The organism is Conexibacter sp. SYSU D00693 (assembly GCF_017084525.1).
Lineage (GTDB): Bacteria > Actinomycetota > Thermoleophilia > Solirubrobacterales > Solirubrobacteraceae > Baekduia.
Genome location: NZ_CP070950.1, coordinates 3,665,426 through 3,691,942, shown reverse-complemented (window position 1 = coordinate 3,691,942; position 26,517 = coordinate 3,665,426). Strand labels below are relative to the sequence as shown.

Sequence of the window (26,517 nt, the reverse complement as noted above, 5' to 3'; positions counted from 1 at the left end):
CCTCGCGCTCCGCGAGGCGACACCAGCCGGGCACTGACGCCGCGCGACCGCGCACCTACGGTCGCGCGATGACGACCACCACGTCCCTCGGCGCCGCCTACCACCCCTTCGCCGGCGCGCACGTCACCGACCCGCACCCGTTCTTCGACGGCCTCCGCGCGCAGGAGCCGGTGACGTTCAACCCGGTGCTCGGCATGTGGCTCGTCAGCCGCTACGAGGACGTCTGCGCGGTGCTGCGCGACGCCCGGCGCTTCTCGAACCGCGACATGCTCAGCAGCGGCGCGCACCTGACCGACGAGGCGCGCGCGATCCTCGCCCGCGGCTACGACACGCGCCACGTCCTGCTGGGCATGGACCCGCCGGCGCACACGCGCCTGCGGCGGCTCATGAACCGCGGCTTCACCCGCGCGCGCATCGCGGCGATGGCGCCGCTCATCGCGCGCGTGACGCACGAGCTCGTCGACGCCTTCGACGGCCACGACCACGCCGACCTCGTGGAGCAGCTCGCCTACCCCCTGCCCGTCCACGTGATCCTCGGCGTCATGGGCGTCCCCGAGGAGGACGTCTGGCAGATCAAGCGCTGGAGCGCCGACTGGCAGGGCCTGGCCTTCGAGCCGATCCCGGCCGAGGACCAGCCCGCGATGGCCGAGGGCGTGCTCGCCTTCCAGCGCTACTGCATCGAGCTCATCGAGGACCGCCGGCGCGGCCCGCGCGAGGACCTCACGAGCTACCTCGTCCACGCCGAGCACGAGGGCGAGCGGCTCACCGAGCACGAGCTCGTCCTCGCGATCGGCGCCTCGATGCTCTCGGCCGGCCACGAGTCGACGACCGCGCTGCTGGCCAACACCTGGAAGGTCGCGCTCGAGCAGGGCTGGTGGGAGCGCCTGCGCGAGGACCGCTCGCGGCTGCTGCCGTTCCTCGAGGAGGCCAGCCGCTGGGACTCTGTCTCCCACGGCATGGTCCGCACGGCGGTGCAGGACGTCGTCGTCGGCGGCGTCGAGCTGCCCGCGGGGTCGCGGCTCATGCTCCTGTTCGCGTCGGCCAACCGCGACGAGGCGGCCTGCCCGCACGCGGCGCAGCTCGACCCCGAGCGCGAGGGCGCGGCCCGCGCGAACCTCACCTTCGGGCGCGGCACGCACTTCTGCCTCGGCGCGCCGCTGGCCAAGCTCCAGTTCGAGATCGCCACGAACGCGCTGCTGGACCGCCTGCCCGAGCTGCGCCTCGTCGACGGCCAGGACCACGGCGTCTGGCAGAGCCTGGTCCTGCGCCAGATGCGCCACCTGCGGGTGGCGTGGACGCCGCGCTAGGCGGCGACCGCGGGCTGCGCGAGCGGCGCGTCCGGACGGGCGTCGCCGCGCAGCAGCGCGAGCAGCAGCTCCAGGCGGTCCTGCAGCGGCGTGTCCGCCACCGCCACGACGCCGAGCTGCTGCAGGACGCGCTCGGCGATCGGGCGCAGGTGGCGCCGCATGCGCGAGCTCGCGCAGTGCTCGGCCACCGACCCGGCGCCGGACGCGAGCGTCAGGCGGCGCTGGCCGGCGAGCAGGACGTAGGGGCTGCAGCGCGGGCGATCCGGGTCGAGGCTGCGACCCGGCCCGGTGTAGACCGTCGCGAGGCCGGGCCCGAAGAGCTGGCGGTGCAGCGCGTCGAAGGCGACCTCGTCGCGCCGCGCGACCCCGTCCGGGCGGGCGCTCAGCGTCCAGCCGACCTTCACGGCGGCGCCGTGGGCGCGGCGCATCCACTCGACGTCGGCGGCCTGGCGGGCGCCGTACGGGTCGGGCGCGCGCTGGCCGGCGTCGGCGACGAGGCGGCGGTACTCCGGCGCGGTGAGCTGCGACGCGCGGACGACGTCGTAGGCCTGCAGGCCGAGCGCCGGGGCGAGCGCCTCGAGCTGGTCGACGAGCGCGTCCGCCGCGCGGGCGACCTCCCGGCGGGTCGCGAAGGCGTTGACCAGCGCGTGGCGGTCGGCGACGAGGTGGAGGATCCGCTGCGCGCCGCGCAGGCGGCGCTGGCGCTCGGCGACGACGAGCATCGCCAGGGCGTCGAGCGGCAGCTCCCCGGTGGTCAGGCCGCCGTGGGCGGCCAGGCCGAAGCCGAGGTAGACCGTGTCGCAGGGGCCGCCGTCGCCCTCGTGGGCGAGGGCGATGAGCGGGTCGACGTCGTGCACGGCGCCTAGCCCTCGACGGGCACGAGGACGGTGTAGTCGAACTCGTGCTCGAGGGCGACGTGGCCGGCGAGGCCCGGGCTCGCCGGGTGCTCGAGGACCCACGACGCGGTGACGTCGAAGCCCTGGAGCGCGAGCGCGCGGACCGTCAGGACGTTGAGCGCCGCCGAGATGCCGCGGCCGCGCGCGTCGGCCCGCGTGCCGGCTCCGACCTCGGCGGTCGTGTCGCCGCAGATCGGGTGCAGCCACGAGACGAGCAGGCCGTCAGTGTCCACGGCGCAGAACCCCATCTCCGGCTCGGCGCCGAAGTGCTCGGCGTCGCCGTAGATCGCGCGCATGGTGTCGTGCAGGAGCGGGTCGTCGAAGTCGTCGGCCTCGAGGCGCCGGACGCAGACGTCCTGGCGGGCCAGGTGCGCGCGGCGGTCGTCCTCGAGCTCCTGGGTGAGCGCCTCGCGCAGGCGGTGCGCGGGCGCGCGGAAGTGCGCCCGGCCTTGCGTCCGGCGGCCGGCGGGCACGGTGAACGGGACGTCGTGCCAGGACGGCGGCAGGACGACCTGCGCCGCCGGCGAGCGCTCGCGCAGGGCGTCGGTCAGGTGGGCGAGGACGTCGTCGTCCACGCGGCCTCCGACGAAGCAGAACCGCTCGCCGGCCTCCACCACCACGGTCATCGGGTCGCCCGCGCGCGGCAGCGTCCACACCCGGCCGGGGAGGCGGTCGCTCACGACCGCCTCCGCCCAGCAGCGGTTGGGATGGCGCGGCGCGAACCACGTCCGGGCCAGCGCGTGACCCGGATCGACGGCCCCGTCCACGGGCGGCATGTCAGCCCCGGCGCACCACGTCGCCCGAGACGCTCATGCGGAACATGAGGCGCTCGTGCGGGTGGTAGTCGGCGACGGGCAGGTGCTGCAGCGCGCGGTTGTCCCACACCAGGACGTCGCCCTCCTGCCAGACGTGGCGGTACTGGAAGGCCGGGTCCTCGCAGTGGTGGAAGAGGAACTGCAGGAGGGTCCGGGCCTCCTTGTCGGACAGGCCGACGATGCCGGTCGTGTGCGGCGCCGAGAGGAACAGCGCCTTGCGCCCGGTGACCGGGTGCGTGCGCACGAGCGGGTGGACCGCCGGCTCGTGGCGGGCGAAGTGCTCGTCGGGGTCGATGCCCTTCTTGCGCAGCGCCTCCTCGAGCATCGGGTTGCGGAAGGCCTGGCGCATGTCGTGCACCGCGTCGAGCGACTCCAGGAAGACCTGCATCGGCCTGGACAGCGCCTCGAAGGCGAGGTGCATCGAGGCGAAGAGCGTGTCGCCGCCCAGCGCCGGCGTGACCTTGGCGTAGAGCACCGTCGCGCTCGGCGGGTCGACGAAGCCGATGTTGTCGGTGTGCCAGTGGTCGAGGCCCGGGCGGCGGTCGGCGTTGTTGTGCAGCGCCAGCGTGTCCGGGTGGCCCTCGAGCGTGAACATCGACGTGTGCTCGCGCATCTCCAGCGGGCTCACGCCCTCCGGCAGGTCGAGCTCGCTGAAGCCCTGCGCCCAGCGACGCTGGTCGTCGACGGTGATGTCCTGCCCGCGGACGATGACGAGGCTGTGGTCGGCGAACGCCTGGCGCACGACGGCCCAGTCGGGCTCGTCGATGGGCTGCGTGAGGTCGACGCCCTCGAGCCGCGCCCCGAGCGCGAGGCTCACCGGGTGCACCGTCACCTTGCTGTCGACCGCGATGTCCTGCGTGGTCATCCCTGCTCCCCCTTGGTCGTGTCGTGCTGCGTGGCGCGCAGGTTCGTCTCGCAGGCCCCGCACGACAGTGCCGGGTTGGTGCCGCGTCGCCGCACGGATAGGGTCGTTCGCGCGTGTCGCGGCTACGGATGGCTGTCGGGGTGGCGATCGTCGCGTGGGCGTGGGCGTCCGGCGCGACGAGCAGCGCCTGGGCGGACGCCGTCGTCGTCGCCGAGCGGCGCGTCAGCGACCGCACCATCGAGCTGACGATCAGGACCGACGCGTTCGTCGCGCCGACCAAGGTCGAGGTCATGTTCCCGGTCGGCTACGGCGACGAGCCTCAGCGCCGGTGGCCGGTCACCTACGTCACCGCCGGCACCTCGAACCGCTACACCGCCTTCCGCCGGCTGCTCGACGGCGAGCGCCTGACGCAGGACTACCCCTCGATCGTCGTCGCGCCCGACGCCAACGCCGGCTACTGGAGCGACTGGTTCAACGCCGGCCGCGGCGGGCCGCCGAAGTACGAGACGTTCGTCATCTCCCAGCTCATCCCGCTGATCGACGCGCGCTACCGGACGGTGCCCGAGCGGCGCGCGCGGGCGATCTTCGGGATCTCGATGGGCGGCTACGGGGCGATGATGTTCGCCGCCCGCCATCCCGACCTGTTCGTCGCGGCGGCGTCGTTGAGCGGGGCGGTCGACAGCAACCTGCCGATCAACGGCAGCGTCCTGTCGGCGAGCTCGTCGCTGGACGGCGGGCTGCCCGATGCGATCTACGGCCCTCGGACGCTCGAGGAGATCCGCTGGCGCGGCCACAACCCCTGGGACCTCGCGGAGAACCTGCGCGGCATCGCCCTGCAGATCCGCACGGGCAACGGGACGCTCAACGCCGCCCTCGGCGAGCAGGCGCTCGGCGCCGACCTCCTCTCGTGCGCCGTCGAGACCGGCGTGCACATGGCGAGCGTCAACCTCCACGAGCGCTTCCGCGAGCTCGGGGTGGAGCACGAGTGGCAGGACTACGCCTCGGGCTGCCACTCCCTGCCGAACTTCCGGCGCGAGACGGTGGACGCGCTGAGCGGGCTGACGCGAGCACTGGCCTCGCCGCCTCCTGACCCCGAGACCGTCGACTTCCGCTCGATCGAGCCGCGCTTCGAGGTGTTCGGGTGGCGGGTCGGCGTCGACCCCGATCGCGCGCTGGAGTGGATGCGGCTGCGGGCGAACGCGTCGTCGGTGCTCGTGCGCGGGTCCGGGCGGACGGTCGTCGTCACACCGCCGCTGTTCCGCGGGCTGCGGGCGGTCGACGTCGACTTCGGGGGTTCGGGGCGCCCCGAGACCCTCGCGCCCAACGACGAGGGCCGGCTGCGGCTGGTCTTCGACCTCGGCCGCCCGCACCGGGTGCAGCAGTTCCGGGCCGGCTGGGAGGGCAGCTTCGTCACGCGCCAGGCGTCGCTGCAGCCCCACGCGCTGCTGCGGTTGAGCGGGGTGCGGCGGGTGCGGGGTGGTGGCTTGCGGATGTGCGCGCGTGCTCTCGGCGGGACGGTGCCGCGGGCGCGGATCGTCGCGGGCGGGCGCTCGGTGATCGCTTCCGTCGGCGAGACGCGGCGGTGCTTCGTGCTGCGGTCGGCTGGTCGCGCGGGGCGGGTGAGCGCGAGCGGGCGCGACGGATACGGCCACATCGCGCGCGCCGTGCGTCGCCTGCGGTAGGGCTTGGCCCGAGAAGCGTCCCCGCTCCTCCGGCGGCACGTCACCGTAGCCGGGGTCGGCGCTGTCTGGCCGCCACCGCGAACTTCTCGGCGCCGTGCGGCAGATGGACCGGTGACATGACGCTGATCGACCACCACACGGTGCTGGCCGCCGCCGACTGCGCAGAACCCGCAGCCGCGGCCGCCCGCCCGCGGGCCCCCACGTCCGCATCTGCGCCCGGCGACGACGCTGCGGCGATCGCCCGATCGCGGCGCGAGCCCCAGGCCTTCGCCGTCGTCTTCGACCGCCATTGGCCCCGGATCCACGCGTTCTGCACCGCCCGGGCAGGAGCAGCCGGAGAGGACATCGCCGCCGAGGCGTTCCGCGTCGCCTTCGCACGACGCGACCGCTACGACCCGGCGTTCACCGACGCGCGGCCCTGGCTGTACGGCATCGCCACGAACCTGCTGCGCGAGCACTTCCGCAGCTCCGACCGGGGCGCGTCGGCCCTGCGGCGAGCCGCCGCCCTGCGCGCGACGGACGGCACGGCGATCGGCGCCGATCCGCTGCCGCGGCTCGAAGCGCAGATGCTCGGGCAGCAGCTGACGGCCGCGCTGGGCGGTCTGCCGGCTGCCGACCGCGATGCGCTGCTGCTGCGCGCCTGGGGCGAGCTCGACTACGACGAGATCGCCCGCGCCCTGGACATCCCGATCGGGACCGTGCGGTCCCGCATCCACCGCGCACGCCGCAGCGTGCGCGACCACATCGCCGAGCACGAGAACGAGGACGACCGATGAGCACCACCGAGCAGCAGGACGAGCGCGACCTGGAGTGGCTGGCCGAGCGCCGGCCGCGGACCGTCAGGCTGGACGACGACGCCACGCGCCGCGCGCGTGCCGCGCTGCTGGCCGACATGACCGGCGAGGGCGTGGGCCCGCTCGCGGCGGTGGCACGTCGGCCCAGGCGCCGCCGCGGCGCCGCACGGCTGGCGATCGGCGGCCTGGCCGCCGGCGGCCTGGCCGTCGCGGTCATCGCGGCGGGGGGCCCGCAGGTGACGACCCAGCAGGGCGCCGACGGCCAGACGTCGTCGCGTCTGCGGCTGGGCGGCGGCGTGCCGACCGCCGCGGCCGCGCCCCTTGCGCGGTTGACGACGCGCCTGCACACGGGCGCCGCGCAGGCCACGGCGTCGCTGCCCGGCGACGCGACGCTGATCGTCCGCCGCCAGGGCTCGCCCGGGGACCGGTCGGTCGTGGGCGCCGACCTCTTCGGCGACGACGGCGCGTACTTCTACGCCGAGACCCCGGACGGGCTGGCCGCCGCGATCGCCGACCAGGGGTCCGACACCAACTCGGCCGACGACTGGGACTTCGTGCGCCGCGACGTGGCGGCCGCCGAGGCGGCGTTCGACGGTCCGATCGAGGCGGCCCGCCAGCGGATGGGCGATGCGGCCTTCATCCCCGGCCGCAAGCCCTCCGACGACGAGGTCGTCCGTGGTGCCGACGGCAAGCGCCGCGTCGTGCCGAGCAAGACCCGTCCGCGGGTCCCGACCCCGGCGCAGGCCGAGGCCCAGCTGGAGAACCGGATCTGGGTCAACTCCATGGACGCGCTGAACGCCGGCGCTGCTCGTCCTGCCGTGCGCGCGGGCGTGCTGCACCTGCTCGGCACGCTGCAGAGCGTGACCGTCACCAAGGCCACGGACGGCGGCCGCCAGGTCCTCGTGCTCGCGGCCCGGCAGGCCCGCCACGGGTACACCGAGCGCCTGACCATCGACGCGGACACCGGCATGCCGATCCGCTTCACGGGCCGGGAGGACGGCACGTCGGCTCCGGCCGTGGCGATCACCTACGACGTGTCGCGGGTGACGATGGCCGAGGTGGCGCGCGGCGGCTGATCCGCCCCCTGTGGGCCGAGGCTGGGCGTCGAGCACAACGCCGGCGCCCAGCCAGGTCGGCCGCCCGAGCGCCAGCGGCGTTCCCGAGGGGCGCGGGCTGTCGGCTCCGAGCTGAGCGAGCCGTCCCGTGGCGCCCGCGTCGACGTCGTCGTCGCGCCCACGGCGCGGTCCCAAGCCCTCTGCCGGACTCGAACCGGCGACCCCTTCCTTACCATGGAAGTGCTCTACCAACTGAGCTAAGAGGGCGCGTGCCCGGCGGGCCGGGCGTGCTGCGAGCAGTGTAGACGGACTCGCGGTGCGTCGCCTCCGGCGCGGAGGTCGGCGTACCAGGCCGGTCATCGGCCGGCGCGGGACCGGGCTTGAGGGCGGGGTACGGGTCAGCGGTCGTCCGGCAGACCGAGGGCGCGGCGCATCGCGGCCCGGACGCGGTCCAGGGCATCGCGGTCGCCGAGCAGGCGGCCGGCGACGCTGCCGCCCGACGCCAGCGCGTGGAGCTCGAGCGCCACGTCCGCGGGATCCCGGTCGGTCGGGAGCGAGCGGGCGTCCCGGGCCACGCGAGCGTCCGCCTCCAGCACCCCGAGCCACAGCCGCACCGCGGCCGCGACGTCGTCGTGCAGCGCCCCGTCGCGCGCGTCGTACTCGACGCTCGCCGTCGTCACGAAGCAGCCGCCCGGGAAGGTGTCCTCGCGCAGGTGGACGATCCAGGCGTCTACGATCGCCTCGAGGCGCGGGAGGCCGGGCTCGACGTCCTGGACGCGACGCCAGACCGCGTCGGTGAAGCGCTCGATCGCGGCGGCGAGGACCGCGCGCTGCATGGACTCCTTGTCGCCGAAGCGGCCGATGAGGCCGCTCTTGCTCATCCCCAGCTCGCTGGCGAGCCGGCCGATGGTGATGCCCTCGAGGCCCTCGATCGAGGCGAGGTCGACGGCGGCCTCGACGGTCGCGGTGCGGCTGTCGGCGACGTCGGCAGCGGAGCGGCGCGGCATGGGGACCGACTTTACAAGCCGAACGATCGTTCTGTATAAGACCACGGCATGCTGATCTCCTCTCTGGGTTGGGCGGGCGTGGAGCTCGAGGCGGGCGACGGGTCGACCGTCGTCCTCGACGCGCTGGAGGACGCGGCGGCGGTGTGGGCGCCGCTCGGCGACCGGGCGGCGGGGACGCCGGTGCCGCCGACGGTCCCGGCGCAGCCGGGCCGGGCCGTGGCGGCGCTCGTCACCCACCTGCACCGCGACCATGCCGACGCGCGGGCCATCGCCAAGGCGCTCGCGCCGGACGCGCCGGTCCTCGAGCCGCTGGCCGGCGCAGGCGGTCCCTACGAGGAGGCGGGGCTGGCGCAGGCCGAGCACGAGCTCGCGACGCTGGACGTCGAGCGACGCCGCATGGAACCGTGGGAGACGACGACCGTCGGCCCCTTCACCATCACCACCCTCCCCGCCGTCGACGGCTCGGGCGACCCGCAGCTCTCCTGGGCCGTCGAGGCCGACGGCGTGCGCGTCCTGCACGCCGGCGACACGATGTTCCACGGCTTCTGGTGGCGGATGACGCTGCGCTGCGGCCCGTTCGACGTCGCCCTGCTCCCGGTCAACGGCGCCGTGCTGACCCTCCCCCACCGCCAGCCGTCGAGCCCGCTGCCGGCGGCGATGACGCCGGGGCAGGCGGCGATCGCGGCGCGGGCGCTCGGCGCGCGCCTGACAGTCCCGATCCACGCCGAGGGCTACGAGATCGACGGCGTCTACGCGCCTGCGGCGCAGGACCCCACGCAGCGCTTCCTCGACGCCGCCGACGAGCAGGGCGTCGCGGCGCGGGCGCTCGAGCTCGGCGAGACGCTCACGGTCCACCCGGCGCAGCAGCCGGCCGCCGCGGCCTAGGACCGGCGGTCCAAACCGCTGCCCTCGGCGCGTTCCTCTCCCGCGCCGGGGGTAGTGGCACCCGCGATGCGAGAGCGCTTCCGCGGAGCGATGCTGGGCCTGGCGATCGGGGACGCCCTGGGTGCGCCGCTGGAGGGCGCGCGCCGCGGGTCCTTCAGCGTCGTCACCGGCTACACGGAGGGCGGCGCCGGGGCGCTGCGCCGGGGCGAGTGGACCGCCGACACCGCGATGGCGCTGTGCCTCGCCGACTCGCTCATCGCCACGAAGGGCTTCGACCCCGACGACCAGCTCGCCCGCTACGCGCGCTGGCTCACCGACGGCGAGCGCTCGACGCGCGACCACGCGTTCGGCGTCGGCCGCACGACCCGCGCGTCGATCGAGCGCTTCGTCCAGGGCGAGCGCCCGGTGACGACGCCGGACGACGAGGGTCTCGGCAACGGCGCGCTGATGCGCCTGGCGCCCGTCGTCCTCGCCTACGCGCGCGACCGCGAGACCGCGGTCCGGGCCGCCGCGATGCAGGCCCGCACGACGCACGGCAACCCCGCCGCGGTGGACCCGTGCCGCTACTTCGCCGTGATGCTCCACGGCGCGCTGCACGGCCACGGCAAGCGCGACATGCTCGAGCAGCCGGGACCGCGACACCGCGAGATCTGGCACGACGAGCCGCTCGAGCCCCTCACGACCGAGGTCGCCGCCGGCTCGTTCCGCGACGCCAAGCCGGAAGCGGTCGGCTCCGACGGCCTTGCGGTCAACACGCTCGAGGTCGCGCTGTGGGCGGTGCATTCCACGGACTCGTTCCGCGGTGCCGTGCTCGCCGCCGCCAACCAGGGCGGCGACGCGGACACGAACGCCGCCGTCGCCGGCCAGCTCGCGGGCGCGCTCTACGGCGAGGACGGCATCCCGGAGGAGTGGCGCGCGGAGGTCTTCGAGGCCGAGGAGCTCGTCCGCGTCGCCGATGCGCTCTTCGACCTGCACGAGACGCTCGACCTCGAGGCGCTGCAGGCGACGACGGCGCCCGCCGGCGTCAGCAGCGCACCGCCCACCGGCTAGGCCGCCGCGGTCTGCGGCGCCGGGCGCCGCAGCAGCACGCGCATCACGAAGACGAACAGGATCGGCGCGCCGGTCGCGAGCAGGAAGGCCTGCATCCACGGCTCCTGGCCGTCGGTCCCGGCGCCCAGGACGTGCGCGACGCTCAGCGCGTAGACGACGATCGTCAGCCGGTGCACCTTGCGCCAGCGGTCGACGCCGATGCGCTTGCGCGCGTACCAGGTGAGGCCGAGCGCGACGGCCAGCCAGCCGCCGACCACGCCCATCGCCGTCCAGGTGCGCTCGCGCTCCATGGCGAACGGGACGGCGATGTCGGCGAGCGTCGGGCGCAGGAATCCGTCGCCGAGCAGGAGGATCCCGTGGGCCGCGATGGCGATCAGCCCCGCGAGCGCGGCGTGCTCGTGGACGGCGAGCATGACCCTGGGCCAGCCGGGACGCCGGGCGACGCGCCCGCTCATCATCAGGCCGACGCCGACCGCGACGGTGAGGCACAGCAGCGCGGTGATGCCGGCGGCGCGGGAGGCGAGCCACCAGCTGTGGTCGGCGGGGGCGGGGGTCATGCGGGGACCTCGCTCGTCGTTGCGTGCTGGTCGATCGCGAAGCCGCCGTACGCGGTGAGCGGGTCGGTGGAGCCGCTGAGCAGGGCGGTCTTGGCGAGGGTCTCGGCCTCGAGGACGGTCGGCGCGAGCGCCGTGACCTGCACGAGGCCGGTGTGGGCGGGACGGCCGGTCGCGGGGTCGAGGAGGTGGTGGGCGACGGTCCCGTCCTGGGTCACCCACGCGCGCGCGTGGATGGCGGAGGTGGCGATCGCGCCGTGCTCGACGTGGAACGTCGCGGCGGTCGAGCCGTCGGGACCGGCGATGGCGACCGGCTGCGGGCCGGCGGTCCCGCCGACGCGGACGTCACCGCCGCAGTCGATCGCCCACCGCGCGGCGCCGTCGAGGAGCCGGGCGGCGAGGTCGGCGACGTGGCCCTTGCCCGTGCCGCCGAGGTCGAGCCGCAGTCCGGGAGGGCGGACGATCGCGCCGCGGGCCTCCTGGACGCGGACCTCGCGCCAGCGGGCAGCGGGGTCGGGGCGCGCGGGGCCCTGGTCGGTCGAGACGACCTGCGGGGCGGTGTGGTCGGCGAGGGATGTCCGGTAGCCGGCGTCCTCGAGCGCATCGAGGAGCGTCGGGTCGACCAGGCCGCCGCTGCGCCGCGCCGCCCAGAGCCCGCAGCGCACGGCGTCGCGCAGGAGGGCGCTCGCCGGGACGGTCCAGCGCGGGTCGGCGTTGAGGGCGCAGAGCTCGGAGTCCGGGCGGAAGCGGGAGAGGCGCGCGTCGAAGTCGTGGACGAGGTCGACGACGGCGTCGGCGCGGGTGCGCGCGTCGGGTGCCTGGACGACGACGCGGACGGTCGTGCCGAGGGCGCGGAAGGTGCGGTCCTCGGTGGTCTCGGCGGGCGGGGCGAGCGTGGCGGTCATGAGGCGCGGGAGACGACGGGCGCGGGGGCGGGGGCAGCGGCGGGGGCGGGGGCGGGGGCAGCGGCGGGGGCGGACGGGGCGGCCGCCGCGGGCGCCGGGGCGGCGCCGCCGGCGGGTGCAGCGGTGCGGACGGTCCGGCCGCCACCGCCACCGGCCGCCGGGGCGACGCGGCGGACGACCCGCCGCTCGATGATCCGCCGCACGACGACCTGCCGGCGCGGCGGCTGCGCGACGGTCGCGGCGGGTGCGGCGGCCTGCTGGCCGGCGCCGAGCGCGGGGTCCTCCCCCGCGCTCATCTGGCCGGACAGCAGGGTCAGCGAGACGAAGAACGTCCCGGCCGCGGTCGCGTAGGTGGCGACCGCCGGCGGCTTGGGCAGCGGCGGCCGCCGGCGCGTGCCCGGGGGCAGGCGCGGCGGGCGCGGCGTGCGCGGGTCAGTCATCGTCGCCACCCCGGCCCCGCCCGCGGCCACGGCCCCGCCCGGAGTCGTCGTCGTCGGAGCCGCCGCGGTCGTCGTCGACGCGGTCGCCGTCGCGGCCCGAGGTGCCCGAGCCGGTGCCCGCGGTGCCGGGCGCGTCGCCGCGGCCCTGGTCGGCGGTGCCGTCGTCGTCGCCGGAGCCGCCGCTGGTCGGCGTGCCCGGCGCGTCGCCGCGACCCTGGTCGGCCGTGCCGTCGTCGTCGGGCGAGTCGCCGCGGTCGTCGTGGCGGCCGCGGCCGTCGCGGTCGTCGTCGCGGCCCCGGTCGTCGTCGAGGCGGTCGAGGCGGTCGTCGAAGCGGTCGTCGTCGCGACCGCGATCGTCGTCGAAGCGGTCGTCGTCGCGCGCGGCCGCGGCGGGGGACGAGCGGCGCACCGGAGCGCCCGTGGCGGCGCTCGACGCCGGGGAGGCGGAGCTCGACGGCGCGGCGCTGCCGCCGCCGCTCGCGCCGCCGCCACCGCCGCTGGCGGGGACGTCGACGGTGCTCGTGCGGCGGACGACCTCGGTGCGGACCTCGGGGTCGGCGGTGGTGACCGCGGCGGCCGCGGGCTGCGGCGAGGCGGAGGGCTCGTCGGGGCGGTCGGCCACGGCGAAGGCGGCGAGGCCGCCGAGCGCCAGGACGGTCGTGCCGGCGGCGATGTGGGTGCGGGTGAAGGGCATGGCCGGCACGTTCGCGACCCCGCCGGCAAGGCCCCGGCAACCCTCGGCAAAGACTCTGCAAAGCCTGCCCACCCCGCGCGATCGCCCGGGTAGCCTCGCCCGCAGATGGACCGGATCCTGCTCGTGGAGGACGAACGCTCGATCAGCGAGCCCTTCGCCAAGCTCCTGCGCCGCGAGGGCTTCGAGGCCGTGGTCGCGGAGACCGCGGCCGACGCGCTCGACCGCGCGCGCGACGCCGAGCCGGACCTCGTCCTCCTCGACCTCGCGCTGCCCGACGGCGACGGGCGCGACGTGTGCCGGACGATCCGGGCCGAGTCCGACGTCCCGGTGATCATGGTCACCGCGCGCGGGACGGAGACCGACCGCGTCGTGGGCCTCGAGCTCGGCGCCGACGACTACGTGGTCAAGCCCTTCAGCGGCGCGGAGGTCATCGCGCGCATCCGGGCGGTCCTGCGTCGCACGCGCGCGCACGCGTCCTCCGCGCAGGCGCCGCCGGCCGCGCCGCTCGAGGTCGACGGCCTGCGCCTCGACCTCGCCGCGCGCCACGTCGTGCTCGACGGGGCGCCGCTCGACCTCAGCCGCAAGGAGTTCGACCTGCTGGCCGAGCTCATGCGCCACGCCGGTCGCGTCGTCACGCGCGAGGACCTGATGAGCCGGGTCTGGGACGAGAACTGGTTCGGCTCGACCAAGACGCTCGACGTCCACATGGGCTGGCTGCGACGAAAGCTCGGCGACGACGCGAGTGCCCCGCGCTTCATCCACACCGTCCGCGGTGTCGGCTTCCGCTTCACCGCGCCCGATGGAGCGCCGGCATAGCCCTTCGCACCCGCCTCCTCCTGGCGCTGGCCTACGTGCTGGTGCTCGCCGTCGTGGCGCTGGGCGTGCCGCTCGCGTCGACGCTGTCGGACCGCGTCGACACCGAGGTGCGCTCGGAGGCGCGCGGGCAGGCCGACCTCGTCGCGGCGTCGGCGGCCGAGCTGCTCGGCGCGTCGCGGCGCGCGCAGCTGCAGGACCTCGTCGAGCGGGCGGCGCTGTCGGTCCGCGGGCGCGTGCTCGTCGTGGGTCCCGACGGCCGGCTGCTGGCCGACTCCCAGCGCGAGCCCGTCGGGCGCGTCTACGGCACGCGCCCGGAGGTCGCCGCCGCGCTGGGGGGGCGCGCGGAGCAGCTCGAGCGCGTGTCGGACACCCTCGACGAGGGCCTGCTCGCCACCGCGGTGCCGGTCGTCCGCCAGGGCTCACCCGCCGGTGCGGTGCGCATCACGCAGAGCACCGACGCCGTCGACCGGGCGGTGCGCCGGCAGTGGCTCGGGCTCGGGCTCATCGGGCTCGTCGTCGTGGGGCTCGGCCTGGGCGTCGGGTGGGTCCTGGCCGGGGGCGTGGCGCGGCCGGTGCGGCGGCTCGACGCGGCCGCGCGCCGCGTGGCCGACGGCGACCTCTCCGCGCGGGCGGAGGTCGAGGGCAGCGCCGAGCAGCAGTCCCTCGCGCGCACCTTCAACCTCATGACCGAGCGACTCGAACGGCTGGTCGCCTCGCAACGGCGGTTCGTCGCCGACGCCAGCCACCAGCTGCGCACGCCCCTGGCCGGGCTGCGGCTGCGCATCGAGGCCGCGGAGGCCGATGCGCGGGAGCCCGAGGTGCGCGACGAGCTCCAGGCCGCCCAGCGCGAGCTCGACCGCCTCGCGCAGATGGTCGGCGAGCTGCTCGAGCTCAGCCGGGCGGGCGAGCGCGACCTCCCGGGCGAGGAGGTCGACCTCGACGACGCCGCGGCCCGCGCGGCCGAGCGCTGGGAGCGCGCGGCGCAGGAGCGCGGACAGCGGGTGGTGGCGGAGCTGGAGAGCGACGGCCGCCGGGCGTGGTGCGCGCGCGTGGACGTCGACCGGATCGTCGACGCCCTCGTGGAGAACGCGCTGCACTACTCGCCGTCGCAGACCGCCGTGCGCGTGGTCTCCCGCCCGGGCGGGATCGACGTCCTCGACGACGGCCCCGGCATCACGCCGGAGGAGGCCGAGGCGGTCTTCGAGCGCTTCCACCGGGGCAGCGCCGGGCGGCGCGGGCCGTCGGGCACCGGCCTCGGATTGCCCATCGCCCGGGAGCTGGCGTCGCGGTGGGGCGGCGACGTCATGCTCGTGGGCCGCCGGGAGGGCGGCACCGCGGCGCGACTGCGGCTGCCCGCCAGAGCCTTTGCCGGCGCTTCACCCAGCGACGCCTACGCTCCGTCGTGACCGTGCGCCGCACCCTCGTCATCGCTGCCGCCGCCGTCGCCGGGCTCCTGGTGGCCGTGGCGCTGACCATGGCCGCGTCGTCGCTGACCAGCGAGGACATCGGCCTGGACTCCGAGCCGCTGACGGCTGGGAGCGAGCTCGCCCCGTCGCGCACCCCGGCCGCCCGCGGCGCGACGACGACGACCGGGCGGCGCACCCGCACGAGCACGACCCGCTCGCGCACCACCCTGCGCCCGACGCGCACGGCCACGACGCCGCCGGCGCCGCCGCGCACGACCACCGCGTCCACCGCGCCGCCCGTCGAGACCGACGACGACGGCAGCGACGACGACTCGAGCGGGTCCGGGAGCGGCGACGACGACCGCGGTCGTGGGCGCGGCCGCGGACGCGGCCGCGGCGGGGACGACGACGACTGAGCCGACAGGCGCCCGCCACGCCCCGCCGCCCGCCCCGCCGCCCGCCCGAGGTTCCGCGTGCCCCCGCGGCGGTGGACGCCAGACCGCCCGCAGACGCGGCCGGCCGTAGGGTCCGTCGCCGTGTCCATCAACCCGGCCCTCGACACCTGGCGCTTCTGCCCGCGCTGTGGGAGCGAGGACGTCGTGGTCGAGTTCCCGCGCCACACGCACTGCCGCAGCTGCGGCCGGCACGAGTTCCACAACCCCAAGCCGGTGGCGTCGACGATCCCGTTCACCGCGGACGGCGAGGTCGTGCTGCTGCGCCGCGGCTTCGACCCGGGCAGGGGCCTGTGGACGTTCCCCGGCGGGTTCGTCGACCTCGGCGAGTCCGTCGAGCACGCGGCGCACCGCGAGGCGATGGAGGAGCTGGAGGTCCGGCTCGAGCTCACCGGGCTGGTCGGGGTGTACAGCCGCCCCGAGGACCGGATCGTGCTCGTGGTCTTCCGCGGCCGCCTCGACGAGGAGCCGCGCACGACGCCCGAGGCGACCGAGGTCCGCGCGTTCGCGCCCGCAGACGTTCCGTGGGACGAGCTCGCCTTCTGGTCGACGCGCGCGGCGCTCCAGGACGCGCTCGGCGTTGCGCGCGACTAGCGGCTCGCGGGGCTACTCCAGCAGCCCGCGGCGCATGCCCTCGGCGACCGCGGCGGCGCGGTCGCTCACGCCGAGCTTCTCGTAGAGCGACTTCAGGTGGGTCTTGACGGTCGCCGGGCTCAGGTGCAGCTGCCGGCCGATGTCCGGCGCGCTCATGCCGCTGGCGGTCAGCGCGAGGATCTCCTGCTCGCGCGGCGACAGCAGCGTCCGGCCCGCGGCGGCCCGCGCCTGGACCTCGGTGGCCAGGCCGGTCTGCACCTCGGCGCTCAGCACGACGTCCCCGCGGGCGACGCTCATGACGGCGTCGCAGACGCGCTCCTGGGTGGCGTCCTTGGACAGGTACGCGCTGGCCCCGTTGGCGATCGCCTGGTAGACGCTGTCGCTGTCGAGGTTCGCGCTCAGCAGGACGACGCGCGTGCCCAGCTCGTCCCGGCGCACGGCGTTGAGGACGTCGTGGCCGGACAGCTCGGGCATCTGCACGTCGAGGACGGCGACGGCGGGCCTGTGCTCCCGGATGGCGTCCAGGGCCTGACGGCCGTCGGCGTAGGCGCCCACGAGGTCGAACTCCGGGCGGCGCTTGAGGGCCGCGGAGACGGCGTCCCGGAAGAGGGGGTGGTCGTCGGCGACGACGACGGTGACGCGCTCGGTCTTCATGCTCTTCCGGTCTGGCGGGAGGGACCCGTCAGCAACCGTGGAGCGATGCTACCCGCCGTCGCGGTTCGTGAGCAGCGGGCCGTCGCCCTACCTGCGGGGGGCGGCCCTGTGGGCGGGTCCGGCCCGCGCGGCGAGCGCCGCGCGGAGCCTCCCGACGACTAGCTGATCTTCTTGAGGTCGACGACGAAGATCAGGGGCTCGTTCGGGCCGATCGTGGGCGGCGAGCCGGCCGCGCCGTAGGCGAGGTCCGCCGGGATCACGAGCGCGCGGCGGCCGCCGACCTTCATGCCGGGGATGCCCTGGTCCCAGCCCTGGATGACGTTGCCCTGACCGACCTGGAAGCTGAACGGCTCGCCCTTGCCCCAGGACGTGTCGAACTCCTTGCCGTCCTTGAAGAGCACGCCGACGTACTGCACCTCGACGGTGTCGCCCTCCTTGACCTCCTGGCCCTTGCCGACGACGACGTCGGTGCCCTGGAGCTCCTTGGGTGCGGCGCCGGTGCCCTTCGGGGCGTTGGGCTTCTTCGAGAGGTCCTTGGAGATCGCCGGCAGGTTGGCGGGCGGCAGCGGCTCGCCGGGCTTGCGGGCCGGGGTCTCCGGCGCCGACGCGGTGGTCAGCGTCTTGGGCAGCGGCGTGGCCGGATCGCCGTCGATGGCCGAGCCCTGGTTCGGATCCGGGAGGTCGTCCCCGCAGCCGGCCGCTCCGAGGGAGAGGGCAACCAGGCCGAGGGCGCCGAGGCGTCGCATCTGCATAGGCGCGAGATCCTACGGACGAGGTGTCGAGGGCGCGTCAGGGTCGGGCGCGAGCCGTCCCAGGGACGACGAAGGCCGCCCTCTCGGGCGGCCTTCAGACGGCGTATGGCGAGGGCAGGATTCGAACCTGCGAAGGCAAAGCCACCTGATTTACAGTCAGGCCCGGTTGACCGCTTCGGTACCTCGCCGAGGGCGCGTCAGTGTAGCGATCAGGCCGCGACGGCGGTCGGCAGCGGCAGGCCGGGTTCCACCTCGAACTCGGCGTACTTCGGACCGCCCAGATGCAGCCCCGAGGTCGCCTCGACGCGGTCAGCGGGGATGCACCATCGGCGTCCGTCACCCACGAGGACGAACAGCAGGTCGCAACGGGTCGGCGAGAAGCGCTTGACCAGGCCGTTCCAGCTCTGGTTGCCGCCCCGCGTGGCCAACGTGACCGCCCATCGACCCTTCGCGAAGCACGTGCTGGTCTTGACCTGCACGCGCACTGGCGTGTCGCCCCAGTCCGCGATCAGGTCGTAGTCCGGAGCGCTGCCGAAGGGCACGAGCACCGCGGCGCCCTTCGAGGTCAGCCACTCGAGCGCCGACGCTTCGCCCCGGTCGCCCTGGCGTCTCGTCGTGAGTCGACCCGTCGTCATGTACACGAACATACGTTCGCCTCCGGACGACACGACCGCCCCGGACGACGAGCGGCCGCCCCACCCCGACGGGCGGAGGCGGCCGCAGGCCTCTACGGATGGCGATCGAGCGCTACGACGCGTCGCGCAGCCGCTGCGCCTCGGGCAGCGACTCGAGCTTCTTCAGCGTGTGGTTCTCGATCTGGCGGATGCGCTCGCGCGTGACGTTGAACGCGCGACCGACCTCCTCGAGCGTGCGCGGGCGCCCGCCCGTGAGCCCGAAGCGCATCTCGATGACCTCGCGCTCGCGCTGGGGCAGCGCCGCCAGCGCGCGGTGGACGTTCTCCTTGCGCAGCGACTCGGACGCCAGCTCGAACGGGGACTCGGCGGTCTGGTCCTCGACGAAGTCGCCGAGCTCGGACTCCTCCTCCTCGCCGATCGGCTTCTCGAGCGAGATCGGCTGCTGGCTCATGCGCAGGATGTCGCGCACCTCGCGCGGCGTGCACTCGAGCTCGGCGGCGATCTCCTCGGGGGAGGGCTCGCGGCCGAGCGACTGGACGAGCTGGCGCTCGACGTGCACGACCTTGTTGAGCTTCTCCACCATGTGGACCGGGATGCGGATCGTCCGCCCCTTGTCGGCGATGGCGCGCGTCACGGCCTGGCGGATCCACCAGGTCGCGTACGTCGAGAACTTGTAGCCGCGGCGGTAGTCGAACTTCTCCACCGCGCGGATGAGGCCCAGCGAGCCCTCCTGGATGAGGTCCAGGAAGGTCAGGCCGCGGCCGAGGTAGCCCTTGGCGATCGAGACGACGAGGCGCAGGTTGGCCTCGACCATCTGCTGCTTGGCGTTCATGTCGCCGCGCTCGATGCGCTTGGCGAGCGACACCTCCTGCTCGGCGGTGAGCAGGCTCACGCGGCCGATCGACCGCAGGTACAGGCGCAGCGAGTCCAGCGACGGCTCGACGGTGAGGTCGATCTCCGGCTTCTTCTTGCGCTCGGCCGGCGCTGCGGCGCCGCCGCTCTCGCGCTGGGCGGCGCGCTGCTCGGCCTGCGCCTCGACCTTGGCGGTCTCGCTGCTGACCGCGCGGCCGTCGGCCGACACGATCGCGATGCCGTGCTCGTCCAGGTACGCGTGCAGCTCGCGGACCTGCTCCTTGGTGACCTCGACCTCCTCGAGGCAGGCCGTGATCTGCTCGATGGTCAGGAACCCGCGCTCCTGGCCCTCGGCGATGAGGTTGCGGAGCTCCTCCAGCTCCGCAATGGGTGCTTCGTCGGCGAGAAGCACTTCAGACTTGGTCAACCCGGCTCCCTTGCTCCTGCTCTCGAACGGCGCGCGTCGTGCCTCGCCGTCCCTCTCCGATCCCTCTGCAGTTGGAAGCCCCTACGGGCGGCCGCGACATCTGCCGCGAGAGGCCAGCCTCGAAGGCGTTCGACCTGCCGGAAGTCTTAGCACACGTTGCGCGCGGCACAAGCGCTGCCCGACACCCTGTCAGGACGACCTCCCGGCCAGACCGGGCATCACGAGGCCATGCGACCCGGCTCGTTCGTCCTCGCCCTGACCGTCCACGCGATCGTCCTGCTCGGCGCGATCGTCGTCCTCGCCATGGTCGCCGCCGACCGCGTCGAGGAGCGCGTCGACCGCGAGGTCACCCGCATCGAGGCACGTTTCGAGCAGGACGCGCAGGACATCAGGGAGGACGTGCGCGACGACCTGCGTGAGGAGCTCGACCGCCGCGACCTCGGTGCCGGTGCTCTCGCGCCGTAGCTCCGCCGTCGGCCTGCTCGCGGTCGTCGGCCTCGCCGTCGGCCTGCTGTGGTGGTCGAAGTGGGCGCCCTACGCCGACCGCACCGCGGTCATCGACGACACCGGCGCCTACCCGGGCAGCGCGCTCGTCGACCTCACGCGCGACGGCGCCGCCTCGCTCTCCGCGGCGTGGGCGTTCACGACGACGTACGCCGAGGCGGTGTGGAAGGCGCTGCTGGCCGCCCTCCTGCTCGCCAGCGCGGTCGAGGCCTTCCTCCCGCGCGAGCGCCTCGTCCGCGCGCTCAGCCCGCGCGGGACGACGACCGACACCGTCGCCGGCGGCCTCTGCAGCCTCCCGACGATGATGTGCTCCTGCTGCGCCGCGCCGCTGGTGCGCGCCGCGCGCCAGGGCGGCGCCTCGCTGGGCGGGACGCTCGCGTTCTGGGTCGGCAACCCGCTGCTCAACCCGGCGGTCCTCGTCTTCCTCGCGCTGCTCGCACCGTGGCAGTGGACGGTCACGCGGCTCGTCATGGGCCTTGTCGTGGTCGTGGGGCTGACGGCGCTGGTGGCCCGCCTCGCCGGACCGCGGGCCGCGCCGCCACCCACCACCGCACCGCCGCCCCCTGCCCAGCCCTGGTCACTCGCCACGGCGCCCGGGCGGTTCGCGAGGGCGCTCACCCGCAACACCCTCACGCTCGTCCCCGAGTACCTCCTGCTCGTCTTCGCCGTCGGCCTCCTGCGCGGCTGGCTGCCGCCCCTGGACGACGCCACCCTCGCCGTCGTCCTGGCCGCCGCGGTCCTCGGGACGCTCGTCGTCCTGCCCACCGCCGGCGAGATCCCGATCCTCCTCGCGCTCGCCGCCGCCGACGCGGCGCCCGCGACGCTCGGCGCCCTGCTCATCACGCTGCCCGCCCTCAGCCTGCCCTCGATGGTCATGGTGGCCCGGCCGCTGGGCACGCGGGCGACCGCCGCCATGGGCGGCGCCGTCGCGCTCGCCGGCCTCGCGTCGGCCGGGATGCTCGCGGCGCTGAGCTAGCCGTCGGCGTCGACGCGCCGCGCGCAGCGCTCGACGACGCGCAGGTCGCCGCGCTCGACGGCCACCACCGAGTAGACCTCGGGCGTGGCGGCGACGCGCCGCGCGACGCCGGAGTCCAGCGGCGCGCTGCCCTCGGCCGCCAGGACGAGGATCCGCAGGTCCGGGGCGTCGAGCAGGACCGCCCGGCGGTCGCGGACCGCCACCGGCGCGCTGGACTCCACCCGCCCCGCCTCGAGGTCGCGCGCGAAGTCGCGCAGCGTGTCGTTGGAGCGCACGACCGTCGCGCCCCCGTCGAGCACGCAGGAGCGCAGGTCGTCCGGGACGGTGTCCCGTGACCCGCTGATCGCCCACACGAGGATCGCCACCGTCGCGGCGACCGCGACGACCAGCAGCGCGGCGGCCCAGCGCACTACGCGGGGTCCAGCCCGGCGGCCCGGCGCTGCTCGGCCTCGCGCAGCCCGCGCCGCAGCCCGAAGAAGTAGTCGATGCCGCTGACGATCGTGATGCTCACCGCGCTGTAGACGAGGAGGTCGACCCACAGCGGCGTCGGGTCGTAGGCGATGACGAAGAAGATCGCCGCGACCTGCACGATGGTCTTGGCCTTGCCCCACCACGACGCGGCGAGGACGACGCCCTGCTGCGTCGCGGCCATGCGCGAGACCGTGACCGCGAACTCGCGGGCGATGATGACCATCGCCACCCATGCCGCCAGCCGCTCGAGCGAGACGAGCGAGACGAGCGCCGCGACCACCAGCAGCTTGTCGGCCACGGGGTCCATGAGCTTGCCGAAGGTCGTGATCGCGCCGGAGCGACGCGCGAGGTGCCCGTCGATGGCGTCCGTGACCGACGCGAGCGCGAAGACGCCCGCGGCGAGCACGTCGCCGTGCTCGGTCTCCCCGAGCAGGGCGACGACGAGCACCGGGACCAGGAGGATCCGCAGCAGCGTCAGGACGTTGGGCGCGTTCACCGGGAACACGGGGCGGAGCATCGCACGGTCGTCCATGCGGGCGGGCCGGGGCTGGGAACCCGCCGCGGCGCGGCCGACCACAGGACGGTGCGTCGTCCCACTCGCATCGCCGCGCTGCTCGGCGCCCTGACCGCCCTCACCACCCCCGCGGCGGCCCTCGCCCACGGCGGCACCGACCACGGCGAGCTGCTCGTCGACGGCCAGCTCGTCGAGGTCCCCGTCAGCGCCCCGGCCGCCCCGTCGGGCGTCACCACGCGCGCGGGCGTGCCGTCCTGGAAGGGCACCGGCACGCGGAAGGTCGCCATCGTCCAGGTGCTCATGCCGGGCGCGAGCCCGAGCTGGAACGCCACGCAGTTGCGCGACGCGTTCGTCAGCGGCAGCGGCTCGGCCAGCAAGGCGCTCAACGAGATGACCGACGGGATCGTCTCCCTCACCGGCGCCGGCAACGCCGCGGGCGACGTCCTGCCGAACGTCACGGTGTCCAGCGGCGGCGGCTGCAAGTGGCAGGACTGGGCCGCGGAGGCCAAGACGAAGCTCAGCGCCCAGGGCTACGACCTGCAGCCCTACCTCCAGACCGGCAACGTCGCCTACGTCCTGGTGGGCAGCACCGGCTGCAGCTGGTCGGGCCTCGCGTGGATGCCGGGCCAGGAGATCTGGCTCAACCAGACGATCTCGCGCAAGGTGATCGTCCACGAGCTCGGCCACGGCTTCGGCCTGGACCACGCGGGCAGCTGGGCCTGCACCTCGGGCGGCGCCCGCGTCTTCCTCTCGAGCTCCTGCTCGCTCAACGAGTACGGCGACCCGTTCGACCCGATGGGCAGCGGCGACACGCACTACGCCGCCCCGCACAAGCTCGAGGGCGGCTGGATGCCCTCGGCGAGGTCCAAGGCCGTCACCGCCAACGGCACGTTCGTCCTGGGCGCCGCCAGCGACACGAGCGCCGCCACCCGCATGCTGCGCATCCCGCGTCCCGACGGGCGCGCGATGACGATCGAGCTGCGCAAGCCGTTCGGCAACTTCGAGTTCCTCACCTCGTCGAGCGCCGCGGTCAAGGGCGTCCTGCTGCGCCTGGCCAACACGACGCGCGAGCAGACCCGCCTGCTCGACACGACGCCCGGCACCTCGACCTTCAGCGACGCCGCGCTGCTGCCCGGCAAGACGGTCACCGATCCCGTCGCGAAGATCTCGGTGACGCTCAACAAGCTCGACGCCACGGGCGCGACGGTGAGCGTCGACCTGCGCGGCCTGGGCGCCGACGTCACGGCGCCGGCGGCGCCCACGCCGATGGCCACGCTCGAGGGCGGCCGGGTGAAGCTCGCCTGGCCCGCCGCCTCCGACGACGTCGCCACGACCGAGTACCGCATCACGCGCAACGGCCAGCCCGCCACGACGACGACGGCGACGTCGTGGGTCGACGAGGCGACGACCTCCACGAGCCCGACGGTCACCTACAAGGTCACCGCGGTCGACGCCGCGGGCAACGCCCGTGACTCGGCCGCCCTGCCGGTCGACGTCGCCGCGCTCGGCGCCTCGGTCGAGGTGGTCGAGGAGCCCGAGGTCGTCACGCCGCCGACGGTGACCACGCCGCCCACGGTCACCACGCCGCCCGTCACCGTCAAGCCGCCCGTCACCGTCAAGCCGCCGACCACGACCAAGCCGCCGCGCCGCGCCGACGACGAGGACGCCGGCCCCGGCGACGACGCCTCCGACGACGACGAGCCCGAGGTCCGCGAGCCGATCCGCCCGTGGCGCAAGCCGCGCTCGGTCCACGCCGACGGCAGGAGCGTCCGCGTCGCGGGCCTGGCCAACAAGGGCGGCGGCCTCGTGCGCGGCAAGACCGTCCTCGCCCGCTTCTCGGCCGAGGTCGACGAGGTGCGCGTGACCACGAAGGGCTGTGCCGCGAAGGTCCAGGCCCTCGTCGGCGGGCGCTGGGTCAGCGTCCCCAAGGCCGGCACCGCGCGGGCGAGCTCGCTCAGCGACGACGCCCGGCAGGTCCGCGTGCGCTGCGCCTCGGGCCGCGGGCGCGTCGCGGTCGACCAGCTGACAGGCCGCTAGGCGGGTGGAAGGTGCCTGGCACCTTCCACCACCGCGAGGCGTGGAAGGTGCCAGGCACCTTTCACGCGCCCTGAGCGGTCACCGGCTCCGGTGGCGGTGGCTGCGTGAGCGAGACGCCCGCGCTCGCCGCGACCACCAGCCCGATGGCCACGAGCTCGCGCACCCCCAGGTCCTGGCCCAGCACGATGAGCCCGGCGAGCGCGGCGAGGGCCGGCTCCAGGCTCATCAGGACGCCGAAGACGTTGGCCGGCAGGCGGCGCAGCGCCTCGGTCTCCAGCGTGTACGGGATGACGCTCGACAGCAGCGCGACGCCCGCGCCGAGGACGATGAGCTGCGCGTCGAGCAGGTCGCCGCCCGCCTGGGCGATGCCGGGACCGAGCGGGACGAGCGCGGCGACGACCATCGCCAGCGCGACGCCCTGTGCCCCGGTGAAGTGCCGGCCCGCGGCCTGCGCGAGCAGGATGTAGCCGCCCCAGAAGCCGCCGGCGACGAGCGCCAGGACGACGCCGAGCGCGTCGGTCCCACCGCCGCCGAGGTCGGCGAGCAGGACGATCCCGACGGCCGCGATCGCCGCCCACACGAGGTCGAGCCGGCGGCGGCTGGTGAGGACCGCGACGCCCAGCGGACCGACGAACTCGAGCGTCACGGCGACGCCCAGCGGGATGCGGTCCAGCGCCTCGTAGAACGTGAGGTTCATCGCGCCGAGGCACAGGCCGAACGCGCCGACGAGCCGCAGCGCGCCGGGGTCCACCCCGCGCACGCGCGGGCGCACGACCACGAGCATCAGGACCGCCGCGAAGCCGAGGCGCAGGACGCTCACGCCCGAGGCGCCGGCGTCGTCGAAGAGCGTGGCCGCCAGCGCCGCCCCGAACTGGATCGAGACGATGCCGCTGAGGACGAGGACGATGGGCGGCGGGAACGCGCCGCCTACGGCTTCAGCTTGCGGCCCGTCGCGAACAGCCATGAGCTCCACGCGACGCTACCCGCGGCCAGCGCGGCGATCACGCCGAGCGCGAGGACGGGCGACACGTCGCTCGTCCCCAGGAACCCGTAGCGGACGGCCTGCACGAGGTAGAAGATCGGGTTGACGTGGCTGACCTCCTCCCACGGCGAGGGCAGGAGGTCCACGGAGTAGAAGACGCCGCCGAGGAAGCTCAGCGGCAGGATCACGATGTTCTGGATGAACGCCGTGTGGTCCCAGCTCTTGGCGTAGACGCCGACGACCACCCCGAAGCTCGCGAAGAGCGTCAGCGCGAGGGCGACGGCGAGCACGAGGACCAGCGGCTCGTGGACCGGCACGTCCACGACGAGGACCGACGCGATCAGGAGCCCGCCGCCGATGAGCAGCGCCCGCACGACGCCGCCCATGCACAGGGCGAGGTTGACCTCCCAGCCCTTCATCGGGGCCGAGAGCACGTCGTTGAGGTAGCGGTCGAAGCGGGCCTGGAAGACGGTCGCGGAGTTGTTCGCGTAGGCCGCCTGGATCATCCCCATGATGATGAGGCCCGGGACGATGAAGACCTCGTAGTCGACGCCGTCGATCTGCTGGATGCGCCCGCCGAGCGAGAGCCCGAAGACGGCGATGAAGAGGAAGGAGCTGAGGATGGGCGCGGCGACGGTCTGCGTCCACAGCTTCAGGACGCGGTCGACCTCGCGCATGGACAGCGCGGTCAGGCCGCGCGAGGCGTTCACGACGCCGCCCCCACCGGCTGCTCGCCGGCCATCGCCTTGACGTAGACGTCGGCGAGCGTCCGCGCGTCGTAGGCGGCGCGCAGCCCGTCGGCGGAGTCGCGGGCCAGCAGCTCGCCGCCGCGGATGAGCGCGATCTCCTCGCAGAGCTCCTCGGCCTCCTCGAGGTAGTGCGTGGTGAGGAGGATCGTCGTGCCCTGCTGGTGCAGGCGGCGGATGTAGTCCCAGAGCTCGAGGCGCAGCTCGAAGTCCACGCCGGCCGTCGGCTCGTCGAGGATCACGAGGCGCGGCTCGTGCATGAGCGCGCGGGCGAGCAGGAGGCGCCGGCGCATGCCGCCGCTGAGCGCGGGGGCCCGGACCTTCGCCTTCGCGCGCAGGTCGAAGACGTCCATCATCTCGGCGGCGCGCCGGCGGGCGTCGCTGCGGGCCATGCCGAAGTAGCCGCCGTGGTAGACGAGCGTCTCCTCCACGTCGAGGAAGCGGTCGAGGTTGACGTCCTGCTCGGCGAGGCCGACGGCGGCGCGGGCCTCCATCGAGGTGTGGGGCGCGCCGAAGACGTCGATCTCGCCCGACGAGACCCGGATGAGGTTGCAGACGGCGCTGATGAGCGTCGTCTTGCCGGCGCCGTTGGGGCCGAGGAGGCCGAAGAACGCGCCAGCCGGCACCTGCAGGTCGAGGCCGTGCAGGGCGGTGAAGCCGCCGTCGTAGGTCTTGACGAGGCGCCGGACGTCCAGGGCGGGGGTGCTCATGGGTCGTTGTCCATGCAAGCACGCCACCCGCCCTGGGGTG

Annotated in this window: 30 protein-coding genes and 2 tRNA genes; 13 read left to right on the top strand and 19 right to left on the bottom strand. The window is 75.0% G+C overall.

Annotated features, from left to right (window positions below):
- Positions 1-68: 68 nt before the first annotated feature.
- A complete protein-coding gene (locus JUB12_RS18270; protein ID WP_205696864.1) occupies positions 69-1,307 on the top strand; it encodes a cytochrome P450 in 1,239 nt (412 codons plus the stop codon).
- Here the strand turns inward: JUB12_RS18270 and JUB12_RS18265 are convergent.
- The 3 genes from JUB12_RS18265 to JUB12_RS18255 are packed head-to-tail and all read right to left on the bottom strand — an operon-like array spanning position 1,304 to position 3,883.
- A complete protein-coding gene (locus tag JUB12_RS18265) occupies positions 1,304-2,164 on the bottom strand; it encodes a hypothetical protein (protein WP_205696863.1) in 861 nt (286 codons plus the stop codon). The two genes, JUB12_RS18270 and JUB12_RS18265, sit on opposite strands and share 4 nt — an antisense overlap.
- Before the next feature lie 5 nt (positions 2,165-2,169).
- On the bottom strand, positions 2,170-2,970 hold the full coding sequence (locus JUB12_RS18260) for a hypothetical protein (RefSeq protein WP_205696862.1): 801 nt from the start codon (positions 2,968-2,970) through the stop codon (positions 2,170-2,172).
- A gap of 10 nt (positions 2,971-2,980) precedes the next feature.
- Positions 2,981-3,883: a TauD/TfdA family dioxygenase gene (locus JUB12_RS18255; protein WP_205696861.1), complete on the bottom strand. Its 903-nt coding sequence runs from the start codon at positions 3,881-3,883 to the stop codon at positions 2,981-2,983.
- A 140-nt stretch (positions 3,884-4,023) separates the two neighbouring features.
- On the opposite strand from JUB12_RS18255, the gene JUB12_RS18250 reads away from it, so the two are divergent.
- The 3 genes from JUB12_RS18250 (at position 4,024) to JUB12_RS18240 (ending at position 7,435) form a co-directional block, all read left to right on the top strand.
- The gene (locus tag JUB12_RS18250; RefSeq protein WP_205696860.1) at positions 4,024-5,565 is read left to right on the top strand and encodes an alpha/beta hydrolase family protein; all 1,542 of its coding nucleotides are present in this window, start codon (positions 4,024-4,026) and stop codon (positions 5,563-5,565) included.
- Positions 5,566-5,681: 116 nt separating this feature from the next.
- Positions 5,682-6,341, top strand: coding sequence for an RNA polymerase sigma factor (locus tag JUB12_RS18245; protein ID WP_205696859.1), 660 nt, complete (start codon positions 5,682-5,684; stop codon positions 6,339-6,341).
- A complete protein-coding gene (locus tag JUB12_RS18240) occupies positions 6,338-7,435 on the top strand; it encodes a hypothetical protein (RefSeq protein ID WP_205696858.1) in 1,098 nt (365 codons plus the stop codon). The genes JUB12_RS18245 and JUB12_RS18240 overlap by 4 nt, the downstream gene beginning before the upstream one ends.
- Before the next feature lie 173 nt (positions 7,436-7,608).
- On the opposite strand, the gene JUB12_RS18235 is transcribed toward JUB12_RS18240, so the two are convergent.
- Together JUB12_RS18235 and JUB12_RS18230 are read right to left on the bottom strand one after the other, a co-directional pair.
- Positions 7,609-7,681: transfer RNA gene (locus JUB12_RS18235), tRNA-Thr, on the bottom strand.
- Between the two features lie 131 nt (positions 7,682-7,812).
- Complete coding sequence (locus tag JUB12_RS18230) at positions 7,813-8,421, bottom strand: TetR/AcrR family transcriptional regulator (RefSeq protein ID WP_205696857.1); 609 nt, start codon at positions 8,419-8,421, stop codon at positions 7,813-7,815.
- Positions 8,422-8,469: 48 nt separating this feature from the next.
- Here JUB12_RS18230 and JUB12_RS18225 point away from each other — a divergent pair, with 48 nt between their 5' ends.
- Positions 8,470-9,306: an MBL fold metallo-hydrolase gene (locus JUB12_RS18225; RefSeq protein WP_205696856.1), complete on the top strand. Its 837-nt coding sequence runs from the start codon at positions 8,470-8,472 to the stop codon at positions 9,304-9,306.
- A 66-nt stretch (positions 9,307-9,372) separates the two neighbouring features.
- Positions 9,373-10,356 (top strand): ADP-ribosylglycohydrolase family protein, encoded by a 984-nt coding sequence (locus tag JUB12_RS18220; protein WP_205696855.1) that lies wholly within the window; start codon positions 9,373-9,375, stop codon positions 10,354-10,356.
- On the opposite strand, the gene JUB12_RS18215 is transcribed toward JUB12_RS18220, so the two are convergent.
- From JUB12_RS18215 to JUB12_RS18200, 4 genes are read right to left on the bottom strand one after another with little or no spacing between them, the layout of a single operon-like run.
- Positions 10,353-10,913, bottom strand: a complete 561-nt coding sequence (locus tag JUB12_RS18215; RefSeq protein WP_205696854.1) for a ferric reductase-like transmembrane domain-containing protein — start codon at positions 10,911-10,913, stop codon at positions 10,353-10,355. The genes JUB12_RS18220 and JUB12_RS18215 overlap by 4 nt on opposite strands.
- Positions 10,910-11,815, bottom strand: coding sequence for an FAD:protein FMN transferase (locus tag JUB12_RS18210; protein WP_205696853.1), 906 nt, complete (start codon positions 11,813-11,815; stop codon positions 10,910-10,912). The genes JUB12_RS18215 and JUB12_RS18210 overlap by 4 nt, the downstream gene beginning before the upstream one ends.
- Positions 11,812-12,255 carry a hypothetical protein gene (locus JUB12_RS18205; protein WP_205696852.1) on the bottom strand — a complete coding sequence of 148 codons (444 nt, stop codon included), beginning with the start codon at positions 12,253-12,255 and terminating at the stop codon, positions 11,812-11,814. Before JUB12_RS18205 ends, JUB12_RS18210 begins: the two co-directional genes overlap by 4 nt.
- A complete protein-coding gene (locus JUB12_RS18200; RefSeq protein WP_205696851.1) occupies positions 12,248-12,949 on the bottom strand; it encodes a hypothetical protein in 702 nt (233 codons plus the stop codon). Before JUB12_RS18200 ends, JUB12_RS18205 begins: the two co-directional genes overlap by 8 nt.
- Positions 12,950-13,054: 105 nt before the next feature.
- On the opposite strand from JUB12_RS18200, the gene JUB12_RS18195 reads away from it, so the two are divergent.
- From JUB12_RS18195 to JUB12_RS18180, 4 genes are all read left to right on the top strand, one after another.
- Positions 13,055-13,765 (top strand): response regulator transcription factor, encoded by a 711-nt coding sequence (locus tag JUB12_RS18195; RefSeq protein ID WP_205696850.1) that lies wholly within the window; start codon positions 13,055-13,057, stop codon positions 13,763-13,765.
- 41 nt (positions 13,766-13,806) lie between these two features.
- Positions 13,807-15,171: a cell wall metabolism sensor histidine kinase WalK gene (locus JUB12_RS18190; protein WP_205696849.1), complete on the top strand. Its 1,365-nt coding sequence runs from the start codon at positions 13,807-13,809 to the stop codon at positions 15,169-15,171.
- Positions 15,172-15,173: 2 nt separating this feature from the next.
- On the top strand, positions 15,174-15,587 hold the full coding sequence (locus JUB12_RS18185; RefSeq protein WP_205696848.1) for a hypothetical protein: 414 nt from the start codon (positions 15,174-15,176) through the stop codon (positions 15,585-15,587).
- Positions 15,588-15,707: 120 nt separating this feature from the next.
- A complete protein-coding gene (locus tag JUB12_RS18180; protein ID WP_205696847.1) occupies positions 15,708-16,217 on the top strand; it encodes an NUDIX domain-containing protein in 510 nt (169 codons plus the stop codon).
- A gap of 12 nt (positions 16,218-16,229) precedes the next feature.
- On the opposite strand, the gene JUB12_RS18175 is transcribed toward JUB12_RS18180, so the two are convergent.
- From JUB12_RS18175 to JUB12_RS18155, 5 genes are all read right to left on the bottom strand, one after another.
- Positions 16,230-16,871: a response regulator transcription factor gene (locus JUB12_RS18175; RefSeq protein WP_205696846.1), complete on the bottom strand. Its 642-nt coding sequence runs from the start codon at positions 16,869-16,871 to the stop codon at positions 16,230-16,232.
- A 158-nt stretch (positions 16,872-17,029) separates the two neighbouring features.
- On the bottom strand, positions 17,030-17,422 hold the full coding sequence (locus JUB12_RS18170) for an FKBP-type peptidyl-prolyl cis-trans isomerase (protein WP_371822345.1): 393 nt from the start codon (positions 17,420-17,422) through the stop codon (positions 17,030-17,032).
- Between the two features lie 307 nt (positions 17,423-17,729).
- A tRNA-Tyr gene (locus JUB12_RS18165) sits at positions 17,730-17,811 on the bottom strand.
- 21 nt (positions 17,812-17,832) lie between these two features.
- The gene (locus JUB12_RS18160) at positions 17,833-18,258 is read right to left on the bottom strand and encodes a group I intron-associated PD-(D/E)XK endonuclease (RefSeq protein ID WP_241004533.1); all 426 of its coding nucleotides are present in this window, start codon (positions 18,256-18,258) and stop codon (positions 17,833-17,835) included.
- A 112-nt stretch (positions 18,259-18,370) separates the two neighbouring features.
- Positions 18,371-19,522: a sigma-70 family RNA polymerase sigma factor gene (locus JUB12_RS18155; protein ID WP_241004315.1), complete on the bottom strand. Its 1,152-nt coding sequence runs from the start codon at positions 19,520-19,522 to the stop codon at positions 18,371-18,373.
- A gap of 243 nt (positions 19,523-19,765) precedes the next feature.
- Here JUB12_RS18155 and JUB12_RS18150 point away from each other — a divergent pair, with 243 nt between their 5' ends.
- Complete coding sequence (locus JUB12_RS18150; RefSeq protein ID WP_205696843.1) at positions 19,766-20,002, top strand: hypothetical protein; 237 nt, start codon at positions 19,766-19,768, stop codon at positions 20,000-20,002.
- Positions 19,986-21,017, top strand: a complete 1,032-nt coding sequence (locus tag JUB12_RS18145; RefSeq protein WP_205696842.1) for a permease — start codon at positions 19,986-19,988, stop codon at positions 21,015-21,017. Before JUB12_RS18150 ends, JUB12_RS18145 begins: the two co-directional genes overlap by 17 nt.
- On the opposite strand, the gene JUB12_RS18140 is transcribed toward JUB12_RS18145, so the two are convergent.
- Positions 21,014-21,427, bottom strand: a complete 414-nt coding sequence (locus tag JUB12_RS18140; RefSeq protein ID WP_205696841.1) for a hypothetical protein — start codon at positions 21,425-21,427, stop codon at positions 21,014-21,016. The genes JUB12_RS18145 and JUB12_RS18140 overlap by 4 nt on opposite strands.
- Positions 21,427-22,005, bottom strand: coding sequence for a CDP-diacylglycerol--glycerol-3-phosphate 3-phosphatidyltransferase (gene pgsA / locus JUB12_RS18135; protein WP_241004314.1), 579 nt, complete (start codon positions 22,003-22,005; stop codon positions 21,427-21,429). The genes JUB12_RS18140 and pgsA overlap by 1 nt, the downstream gene beginning before the upstream one ends.
- 66 nt (positions 22,006-22,071) lie before the next feature.
- Here pgsA and JUB12_RS18130 point away from each other — a divergent pair, with 66 nt between their 5' ends.
- Positions 22,072-24,039, top strand: coding sequence for a hypothetical protein (locus JUB12_RS18130; RefSeq protein WP_205696840.1), 1,968 nt, complete (start codon positions 22,072-22,074; stop codon positions 24,037-24,039).
- Between the two features lie 61 nt (positions 24,040-24,100).
- Here the strand turns inward: JUB12_RS18130 and JUB12_RS18125 are convergent, their stop codons facing one another.
- The 3 genes from JUB12_RS18125 to JUB12_RS18115 are packed head-to-tail and all read right to left on the bottom strand — an operon-like array spanning position 24,101 to position 26,477.
- Complete coding sequence (locus JUB12_RS18125) at positions 24,101-25,003, bottom strand: DMT family transporter (RefSeq protein ID WP_205696839.1); 903 nt, start codon at positions 25,001-25,003, stop codon at positions 24,101-24,103.
- Complete coding sequence (locus tag JUB12_RS18120) at positions 24,967-25,731, bottom strand: ABC transporter permease (protein ID WP_241004313.1); 765 nt, start codon at positions 25,729-25,731, stop codon at positions 24,967-24,969. Before JUB12_RS18120 ends, JUB12_RS18125 begins: the two co-directional genes overlap by 37 nt.
- On the bottom strand, positions 25,728-26,477 hold the full coding sequence (locus JUB12_RS18115; RefSeq protein WP_205696838.1) for an ABC transporter ATP-binding protein: 750 nt from the start codon (positions 26,475-26,477) through the stop codon (positions 25,728-25,730). Before JUB12_RS18115 ends, JUB12_RS18120 begins: the two co-directional genes overlap by 4 nt.
- Positions 26,478-26,517: the final 40 nt, after the last annotated feature.

Coding starts and splice junctions, on each gene's coding strand:
- JUB12_RS18245 (WP_205696859.1), top strand. CDS start 5,682: ATGACGCTGATCGACCACCACACGGTGCTGGCCGCCGCCGACTGCGCA.
- JUB12_RS18150 (WP_205696843.1), top strand. CDS start 19,766: ATGCGACCCGGCTCGTTCGTCCTCGCCCTGACCGTCCACGCGATCGTC.
- JUB12_RS18125 (WP_205696839.1), bottom strand. CDS start 25,003: ATGGCTGTTCGCGACGGGCCGCAAGCTGAAGCCGTAGGCGGCGCGTTC.
- JUB12_RS18200 (WP_205696851.1), bottom strand. CDS start 12,949: ATGCCCTTCACCCGCACCCACATCGCCGCCGGCACGACCGTCCTGGCG.
- JUB12_RS18210 (WP_205696853.1), bottom strand. CDS start 11,815: ATGACCGCCACGCTCGCCCCGCCCGCCGAGACCACCGAGGACCGCACC.
- JUB12_RS18175 (WP_205696846.1), bottom strand. CDS start 16,871: ATGAAGACCGAGCGCGTCACCGTCGTCGTCGCCGACGACCACCCCCTC.
- JUB12_RS18115 (WP_205696838.1), bottom strand. CDS start 26,477: ATGAGCACCCCCGCCCTGGACGTCCGGCGCCTCGTCAAGACCTACGAC.
- JUB12_RS18225 (WP_205696856.1), top strand. CDS start 8,470: ATGCTGATCTCCTCTCTGGGTTGGGCGGGCGTGGAGCTCGAGGCGGGC.
- JUB12_RS18230 (WP_205696857.1), bottom strand. CDS start 8,421: ATGCCGCGCCGCTCCGCTGCCGACGTCGCCGACAGCCGCACCGCGACC.
- JUB12_RS18205 (WP_205696852.1), bottom strand. CDS start 12,255: ATGACTGACCCGCGCACGCCGCGCCCGCCGCGCCTGCCCCCGGGCACG.
- JUB12_RS18270 (WP_205696864.1), top strand. CDS start 69: ATGACGACCACCACGTCCCTCGGCGCCGCCTACCACCCCTTCGCCGGC.
- pgsA (WP_241004314.1), bottom strand. CDS start 22,005: ATGCTCCGCCCCGTGTTCCCGGTGAACGCGCCCAACGTCCTGACGCTG.
- JUB12_RS18215 (WP_205696854.1), bottom strand. CDS start 10,913: ATGACCCCCGCCCCCGCCGACCACAGCTGGTGGCTCGCCTCCCGCGCC.
- JUB12_RS18160 (WP_241004533.1), bottom strand. CDS start 18,258: ATGACGACGGGTCGACTCACGACGAGACGCCAGGGCGACCGGGGCGAA.
- JUB12_RS18240 (WP_205696858.1), top strand. CDS start 6,338: ATGAGCACCACCGAGCAGCAGGACGAGCGCGACCTGGAGTGGCTGGCC.
- JUB12_RS18195 (WP_205696850.1), top strand. CDS start 13,055: ATGGACCGGATCCTGCTCGTGGAGGACGAACGCTCGATCAGCGAGCCC.
- JUB12_RS18220 (WP_205696855.1), top strand. CDS start 9,373: ATGCGAGAGCGCTTCCGCGGAGCGATGCTGGGCCTGGCGATCGGGGAC.
- JUB12_RS18255 (WP_205696861.1), bottom strand. CDS start 3,883: ATGACCACGCAGGACATCGCGGTCGACAGCAAGGTGACGGTGCACCCG.